The 3,439-nt window shown below is 63.7% G+C and carries 2 protein-coding genes; both read left to right on the top strand.

The genetic code is table 11. The annotated features are described in order from the left end of the window. Positions 1-36: 36 nt before the first annotated feature. Positions 37-402: a glycine cleavage system protein GcvH gene (gcvH, locus tag ACR0MI_RS23600; protein WP_170613943.1), complete on the top strand. Its 366-nt coding sequence runs from the start codon at positions 37-39 to the stop codon at positions 400-402. Positions 403-576: 174 nt separating this feature from the next. Further along, positions 577-3,432 (top strand): aminomethyl-transferring glycine dehydrogenase, encoded by a 2,856-nt coding sequence (gene gcvP / locus ACR0MI_RS23595; protein WP_170613942.1) that lies wholly within the window; start codon positions 577-579, stop codon positions 3,430-3,432. The last annotated feature ends 7 nt before the right edge of the window (positions 3,433-3,439 follow it).

Here is a 3,439-nt window from a genome sequence, read left to right as displayed (position 1 = left end):
CAAAACTACAAGCGTTGAAGTCAGGAGAGAACAGGAATGTCGACGTATTATTCTGAAGAGCACGAGTGGCTGCGAGTTGAAGGAGAAGTTGCGACGCTGGGGATTACGGTTCATGCGGCTGAGCAGCTTGGCGATGTTGTTTTTGTCGAGCAGCAGGAAGCGGGTGACGAGTTTGAGAAGGGCGGCGAGATCGGCGTGATCGAGTCGGTCAAGGCGGCGTCCGAGCTTTATGCGCCGGTGGATGGCGAGATTGTCGAGGTGAACGAGGCGCTGGCGGACAATCCCGGTTCGCTGAACGACGACCCCGAGGGCGAGGCGTGGATCTACAAGATCAAGATCGCGGATGCGTCGCAGCTGGAGGATCTGATGGATCTGGACGGCTACAAGGCCCTGATCGGCTGAGCAAACGGCGGGTTCCGACGGGATCCGCCCCCTTCTTTCACCCGGAGCCGCTGATTTGGGCTCCGCCCGTTTGGGCCTGAAACTGTCCCCGGACAGGTTCCAGGACGGCCCTTACCCCACGCCGGAGGCTCCTGCCAGAGCGGCTGGGTGAGACATTTCATGAGGAGCGCTGCAATGGCCTTCAAACTGACCGATTACGAAGCCTATGACTTCGCCAATCGCCGCCACATCGGCCCGTCGCCCACCGAGATGCGCGACATGCTGAAGGTGATCGGCTTCAAGACGCTGGACGAGCTGATCGACGCCACCGTCCCGCCGGCGATCCGGCAGACAGAGCCGCTGGACTGGGGTCCGGCGATGACCGAGCGCGATGCGCTGTTCCACATGAAAGAGGTGGCGCGCAAGAACAAGGTTCTGACCTCGCTGATCGGTCAGGGCTATTACGGCACCACCACGCCGGCGCCGATCCTGCGCAACATCCTGGAAAACCCGGCCTGGTACACCGCCTATACGCCCTATCAGCCCGAGATCAGCCAGGGCCGTCTTGAGGCGCTTCTGAACTTCCAGACCATGGTCAGCGACCTGACCGGGCTGGACGTGGCCAACGCCTCGCTGCTGGACGAAGCCACCGCGGCGGCCGAAGCCATGGCGATGGCCAAGCGCGGCGGCCGGTCCAAGGCCAACAACGCGGCCTTCTTCGTGGACAAGAACTGCCACCCGCAGACCATCGCGGTCATTAAAACACGCGCCGAGCCTCTGGGCATCGACGTGCAGGTGGCCGATCCGGATACGCTGGATGCTGGTGCGGTGTTTGGCGCCATCTTCCAGTATCCGGGCACCTATGGCCATGTGCGCGACTTCTCTGCCGAGATCGCGGCGCTGCATGAACATAAGGCGATCGCCATCGTAGCGGCCGATATCCTGTCGCTGGCACTGCTGAAGTCACCGGGCGAGATGGGCGCGGACATTGCCATCGGCTCGACCCAGCGCTTTGGCGTGCCGATGGGCTATGGCGGCCCGCACGCGGCCTACATGGCGACCACCGACAAGCTGAAACGGTCGATGCCGGGGCGGATCATCGGCGTCAGCATCGACAGCCGTGGCAACAAGGCCTATCGCTTGGCGCTGCAGACCCGCGAGCAGCATATCCGCCGCGAGAAGGCGAACTCGAACGTCTGCACCGCGCAGGCGCTGCTGGCCGTCATTGCCTCGATGTATGCGGTCTATCACGGCCCCGACGGCATCAAGGCCATCGCGCAATCGGTGCACCGCAAGACCTCGCGCCTGGCCGACGGTCTGGAGGCGGCAGGCTTTGCCGTGGAACCCGAGGTGTTCTTCGACACCATCACGGTCGAGGTCGGCCATCTGCAGAAGACGGTCATGGAGGCCGCCGTGGCCCGGGGCGTCAACCTGCGCAAGGTGGGCGAGACCAAGGTCGGCATCAGCCTTGATGAACAGACCCGCCCCGAGACCATCGAGGCGGTCTGGGGTGCCTTCGGCATCGACCGCAAGGATGACAGCTCGAACAAGCATTACCGCCTGCCGGAACATGCGCTGCGCGAAAGCGCGTACCTGACCCACCCGATCTTCCACAAGAACCGGGCCGAGGCCGAGATCACCCGCTACATGCGCCGTCTGGCCGACCGCGACCTGGCACTGGACCGGGCGATGATCCCGCTGGGGTCCTGCACCATGAAGCTGAACGCCACGATCGAGATGATCCCGGTCACCTGGCCCGAGTTCGGCAATCTGCACCCGTTCTGCCCGGAAGATCAGGCGCAGGGCTATCTTGAGATGATTGCCGATCTGAACGACAAGCTGTGCCAGATCACCGGTTATGACGCGATCAGCCAGCAGCCCAACTCGGGCGCGCAGGGTGAGTACGCGGGTCTGCTGACCATCCGCAACTATCACTTCGCCCGTGGCGAAGGGCACCGCAATGTCTGTCTGATCCCGACCTCGGCGCATGGCACCAACCCGGCCTCGGCGCAGATGGTGGGCTGGCAGGTGGTGCCGGTGCAGTCGGATGACAAGGGCAACATCGATGTCGCCGATTTCCGCGCCAAGGCGGAAAAGCACAGCGACCATCTGGCCGCCTGCATGATCACCTACCCCTCGACCCATGGCGTGTTCGAGGAAACCGTGCAGGAGGTCTGCCAGATCACCCATGACCACGGCGGTCAGGTCTATATCGACGGCGCCAACATGAACGCCATGGTCGGTCTGGCCCAGCCGGGCAAGATCGGCGGCGACGTCAGCCACCTGAACCTGCACAAGACCTTCTGCATCCCGCATGGCGGCGGCGGCCCCGGCATGGGCCCGATCGGCGTCAAGGCGCATCTGGAAGAGCATCTGCCCGGCCACCCGGAATACGGCACCGCCGTGGGCCCGGTCTCGGCGGCGCCCTTCGGCTCGCCCTCGATCCTTCCCGTATCGTGGGCCTATGTGCTGCTGATGGGCGGTGAGGGTCTGACGCAGGCGACGAAAGTGGCAATCCTGAACGCCAACTACATCGCGGCACGGCTCAAGGATGCCTATCCGATCCTATACACCTCGGAAACGGGCCGGGTGGCGCATGAATGCATCCTCGACACCCGTCCGCTGGACGAGGCCGCGCATGTCAGCGTCGACGACATCGCCAAGCGTCTGGTCGATAGCGGCTTCCACGCGCCGACCATGTCCTGGCCGGTGGCGGGCACCCTGATGGTCGAACCCACCGAATCGGAACCCATGGCCGAGCTGGACCGCTTCTGCGATGCCATGCTGTCCATCCGGGCCGAGGCGCAGGACATCATCGACGGCAAGATCGACGCGGACAACAACCCGCTGAAAAACGCCCCCCACACGGTGCGCGATCTGGTCGGCGACTGGGACCGCCCCTACACCCGCGAACAGGCCTGCTTCCCCCCGGGCTCCATGGGCGTCGACAAATACTGGTCCCCCGTCAACCGCGTCGACAACGCATACGGCGACAGAAACCTCATCTGCACATGCCCTCCAATGTCAGAATACGAAGAAGCCGCTGAGTGAAAGATAA

Source organism: Ruegeria sp. D4 (genome assembly GCF_056534475.1).
Note: the sequence above shows the minus strand (reverse complement) of the source record. Positions and strands in the feature narration are given on the sequence as shown.

What these genes read in the sequence shown, in the direction of transcription:
- gcvH (WP_170613943.1), top strand. Translation starts at nt 37, where the DNA reads ATGTCGACGTATTATTCTGAAGAGCACGAGTGGCTGCGAGTTGAAGGA.
- gcvP (WP_170613942.1), top strand. Translation starts at nt 577, where the DNA reads ATGGCCTTCAAACTGACCGATTACGAAGCCTATGACTTCGCCAATCGC.